At 51.8% G+C, this 1,698-nt stretch carries 1 protein-coding gene and 1 pseudogene; both read right to left on the bottom strand.

Annotation, left to right across the window (positions count from 1 at the left end; translation table 11 throughout):
* The coding region (locus ACXJ5O_RS26040) for an FUSC family protein (RefSeq protein WP_457302434.1) at positions 1 to 1,340 on the bottom strand (1,340 nt) is incomplete at its 3' end.
* Positions 1,341 to 1,362: 22 nt separating this feature from the next.
* A pseudogene (locus ACXJ5O_RS26035) lies at positions 1,363 to 1,458 on the bottom strand (cytochrome ubiquinol oxidase subunit I); the annotation flags it as partial.
* Positions 1,459 to 1,698: the final 240 nt, after the last annotated feature.

The raw sequence follows: 1,698 nt of genomic DNA, 5'->3' as shown, positions 1-1,698 counted from the left end.
AGATTGCTACGCGCGAAGGATATCAGTCCTGGGCTTGGTATTGTCATTAGAAGAGCAGGAAAAATTACAAACGGCAAGAACCCAATCGCGAGCAATGGATACGCGGTCACCCCGTTTAGTACAACAAATTCAAGGATACCGGCGAGTAGACAACCAAAAGGCACGGCAAAAAGTGCTAGCATCGAGGCCGCAGACTGATCTGACGACATCGCCGAGAGACCTATTAAGATGCCCACGAACGCCAGTGAGACGTTTGTCGCCGGCCATCCCGCTATGACCAATACCAGCGCGGCCAGGCCAAAATATACGAAGGCTCTCAGACCATTCTCGAGGGCAATGCGATGTGACCTATAGAAAGGTGCCCGTCGTGAATTTAGGGGAAGCATTCCCTGACGCAGCGCCCTGATACTTGCGGAAACGGAGCAATCGCGCCGCCATGCCTCCGAGACCATCCAGTTCATGGCTCTCATTTTAAGATTGAAGAAACGATTCTCCGTCGCATTTCGGTCAGCATGAGACGCTGAATCATCACTCAACAAGGGTTGGACGGCGGCCCTGAGTGAAGCGACGGTACGGGTCGCAGCCAATTCAAAAATGAGATCAACCATTGCCGTTCGAGCGGCAGCGCTTCGATTTCGACCAACGCTCGTTTCCGTGCTGAGTGTAGTAATCTCAGGGCGGAGGGCGGTGATTCTGTGAAGTAGTGCCCCAACTGTCTCGAGTGCAATCGAGTCTCCAGCGATCGACCTTTTCGTCAACTCCGCGATATCGCGGCGCAAGTTCTCAAGTCTGTCGGCGATTGCAGGGTAATAATTGGGCGCGGAAAACACGGCATTTATCAATGACAACGATAGAATACCGACGACAATCGCGGCGCCACGTTGGAGTCCAAGGATGAATACATTTTGCGGTGTGTCTAGCTGCTCTACAGCTATAAGACAGACCGTAATAATACATAGAACGGCTGCATAAGTGCGAAAACCATCAAATAGAGATGCCATGTAGACGCAAAGGCCCACCCAAGTGGCAAGTACGAACAGAAGCAGCCATCCTGTCTCCGAGAAGAGCGCCGTGATGACGATGGACGCGATCACGCCGATAATCGTGGCGATCACGCGATAGAATGCTTTTTCCAAACCTTGGCCCCGCGACGGGAAAGATAGAGAGGCAACCGTGAGCGCTGCCGATGCGGGGGATTCGAGTTCAAGCCAAAACGCCACGAACAGCGCCAGTATTAACGACAACCATGTTCGACCTGCAAAGCTCCATGCCTGAACGGAAAATCCTACGAAGGTGATGAGCCTTTGATCGATCAACGAAGGAGTAGGACCACTCTGCATTATCGATTCACTCCGATCCTTGGGCGGCGAGCCCGACGGTGAAGGCGGGAAAGATGATGTGGAAGGAAATGGTCACCGCGAATTGGATGCGGGACAGCAACAGAGCTGTGGTGTCCATCAGCACAGTACCTCTCTAAGTCCCGGATTAATTGTCTGGCTCGGGTCGAACGGCGAAAACGTGACCGTTATAATCCACTGATATCCATGTCTTGGTGTTAATATTTGCAAAAAAGGTGTTTAAAGAGTGCAACGACACAGCTGGGGAACTTTTATGTTTGGTAACTTTCGCCTATTTGCCTCCGAACGATTACTAACTATGGCCGCAAGCCCCCAAAGATAGGGTCGGACGGTGGTATAT

Source organism: Phyllobacterium sp. P5_D12, from assembly GCF_054049495.1.
The sequence above is the reverse complement of the archived record's forward strand: the minus strand, read 5'-3'. Positions and strand labels throughout refer to the sequence as shown.